The sequence below is a fragment of the Trebonia sp. genome (genome assembly GCF_049794275.1).
In the GTDB taxonomy this organism is placed as follows: domain Bacteria; phylum Actinomycetota; class Actinomycetes; order Streptosporangiales; family Streptosporangiaceae; genus Trebonia.
This window is the reverse complement of the sequence record NZ_JBARCR010000971.1, coordinates 1-2,760: the sequence shown is the minus strand read 5'-3', so window position 1 is coordinate 2,760 and position 2,760 is coordinate 1. Positions and strand designations below refer to the sequence as shown.

Annotated in this window: 4 protein-coding genes; all 4 read right to left on the bottom strand. The window is 67.0% G+C overall.

Annotated features, from left to right (window positions below; genetic code table 11):
• On the bottom strand, positions 1–516 hold a 516-nt coding region (locus tag WA805_RS24805; RefSeq protein WP_425243533.1), incomplete at its 3' end, for an ABC transporter transmembrane domain-containing protein.
• A gap of 94 nt (positions 517–610) precedes the next feature.
• Positions 611–823 carry a helix-turn-helix domain-containing protein gene (locus WA805_RS24800; protein WP_422271076.1) on the bottom strand — a complete coding sequence of 71 codons (213 nt, stop codon included), beginning with the start codon at positions 821–823 and terminating at the stop codon, positions 611–613.
• Positions 824–911: 88 nt separating this feature from the next.
• The gene (locus WA805_RS24795) at positions 912–2,504 is read right to left on the bottom strand and encodes an ABC-F family ATP-binding cassette domain-containing protein (protein ID WP_422271074.1); all 1,593 of its coding nucleotides are present in this window, start codon (positions 2,502–2,504) and stop codon (positions 912–914) included.
• A 19-nt stretch (positions 2,505–2,523) separates the two neighbouring features.
• A partial coding sequence (locus tag WA805_RS24790) for a Vms1/Ankzf1 family peptidyl-tRNA hydrolase (protein WP_425243532.1) occupies positions 2,524–2,760 on the bottom strand: 237 nt, incomplete at its 5' end.

The window sequence follows — 2,760 nt, the reverse complement described above, 5'->3', positions numbered from 1 at the left end:
CAGGATGACGGTCAGCGACAGCACGTTGGACAAGACGTTGGACAGCGTCCCGACGATCGCCTGCTGCGCGCCGACCACGTCCCCGTCGAGCCTGCTGACCAGGCTGCCGGTCTGGGCACGGGTGAAGAACGCGATCGGCTGCCGCTGCACGTGGTCGAAGACCTGGGTGCGCAGGTCGTAGATGAGGCTCTCACCGAGCCGGGAGGAGAACCAGCGGTTCACCACCCCGAGGAACGCGTCGAACAGCACGACCGCCATGACAGTCAGCCCGACCGCCACGACGACAGCTTCGTTCTTGGCGATGATCCCGTTGTCGATGAGCTGGCGCAGCAGCAACGGGTTCACCACCGTAATGCAGGCGTCCAGGGAGGTCGCGAACAGGAAGATCCCCAGCTGCAGCCGGTAGGGCCGCGCGTAGCGCGCGATCCGGCGGATGGTTCCCGGCTTGATCTTCTGCTTGGTGACGTTCGGGTCCATGCGGAAACCGCGCGCCATCATGAAACCGGGACCGTGCATCGCCATAGTTCTTCAAACTTACTGTGGTGCCGCCTCGTTCCCGAACCGAATAAGCCAGTGGCGAAACGCCGTGTCGTGGCCATTTACCGGCTGGCTACGCCACTGCCTTCCGGGTGGCGCCACCCCGCCCGCGCAAGGCCACACCGGTCTCGGTGAGAATGCGGTGGATGAACCCGTAGGACCGGCCCGTCGCGTGCGCCAGCGCCCGAATGGACTCCCCGGAGTCGTAACGCTTCTTGAGGTCGGTCGCCAGCTTGTCGCGCTCCGTCCCGGTTACCCGGGTGCCCTTCCTGAGGGTCTCGGCCACGTTAACCTCCCGTAAGGTGGAGCACTCTGTGAGTACACACCCCCCACGCAATGATCACCTATCGGGGCGTAGTTGACTACCCGCTCGATCAGGCAAGTGCGACGAGATCGGCGAAATCTTCGCTCCACGCGTCTTCTGTTCCCTCGGGGAGCACGATTACCCGTTCCGGGGAAAGCGCGTCCACGGCTCCCTCATCATGAGTAACCAGAACAATCGCGCCTTGATAAGCGGCAAGCGCGGCCAGGATCTCTTCCCTGCTGGCCGGATCGAGGTTGTTCGTCGGCTCGTCGAGCAGCAGCACGTTAGCCCCGGACACGACGAGAAGTGCGAGCGCGAGCCTGGTCTTCTCGCCGCCGGAAAGGACCCCGACGGGTTTATCGACGTCATCACCGGAGAACAGGAATGACCCGAGAACCTTCCGCTGCTCGGTATCGGTGAGTTCCGGCGCGGTAGTGCGCATGTTTTCGATAACGCTGCGCTCGGTATCCAGAGTTTCATGCTCTTGCGCGTAATATCCGAGCCGAAGGCCATGTCCCGGGGTGACTTTTCCGGTATCGGGCTTTTCCACCTCGGCAAGCAGCCGGAGCAGCGTTGTTTTGCCGGCTCCGTTCAGCCCGAGCACGACGACCCGGCTGCCCCGGTCGACCGCCAGGTCGACGTCGGTGAACACCTCGAGCGAGCCGTACGACTTGGACAGCCCTTCCGCGGTGAGCGGGACCTTGCCGCACGGCGCCGGGGTCGGGAACCGGAGCCTGGCCACCCGGTCGCTCTGCCGCTCGGCGTCCAGGCCTGCGAGCAGCCGGTCCGCGCGGCGCTGCATGTTCTGCGCGGCCCTGGCCTTGGTGGCCTTGGCGCGCATCTTGTCCGCCTGCGTCTGCAAGGCGGTCGCCTGCCGCTCGGCGTTGGCCCGCTCCCTGCGGCGGCGCCGCTCGTCGGCCTCGCGCTGCTCCAGGTAGGTCTTCCAGCCGACGTTGTAGATGTCCAGCACGGACCTGGTGGCGTCCAGGTAGAACACCTTGTTCACGACCTGCTCGATGAGGTCGGTGTTGTGGCTGATGACGATCAGGCCGCCGCGGTAGTTCTTGAGGTGGTCGCGCAGCCAGATGACCGAGTCGGCGTCCAGGTGGTTCGTCGGCTCGTCGAGCAGCAGCGTCTGCGCGTCGCTGAACAGGATCCTGGCCAGCTCTATTCTCCTGCGCTGCCCGCCGGACAGGGTGCGCAGCGGCTGGTGCAGCACGCGGTCGGGCAGCCCGAGGCTGGCGGCGAGGCTCGCCGCCTGCGCCTCCGCGGCGTAGCCGCCGAGGACGGCGAGCCGGTCGCTGAGGTTGCCGTAGCGGCGGATGGCCCTCTCGGCGTGATCCGGATCCGACATCTGCGCCTCGGCCTTGCGCAGCTGCTCGCGCAGCTCGTCGAGCCCGCGGGCCGACAGCACCCGGTCGAGCGCGAGCACGTCGAGATCCCCGGTGCGCGGGTCCTGCGGCAGGTAGCCGACGGTGCCGCTGCGCCGTACCGTGCCGGCGGCCGGCTGCCCGTTGCCGGAGAGCACCTTGGCAAGGGTGGTCTTCCCGGCGCCGTTGCGGCCCACGAGACCGATCCGGTCGCCTTCCGCGACCTGGAACGATGCATCAGCCAGCAGCAGCCGTGCGCCGGCGCGCAACTCTATGCCACTGGCGACGATCACGATGTTTCAGGGTACCTGATCAGGGTGTCGGCTCCGTAAGCCTTATTCGGACGGCGAGGAACAGGCGCGGTGTGGCCTCGAGGACGGCCCGCTTCGGATCGGGGACGGTGAGGAACCTGTCCGTCGCGATCGCCAGGTAGGGTGCCAGCCTGGGGTCCTGCCGCAATTCCGCCATCGCCCGCTTGTCCCCGCCGAGCACGACCGCGTCCAGGTTTTCACCGGGCCGCCCGCCGCTTCGGCGCCCGAACACGTCGGC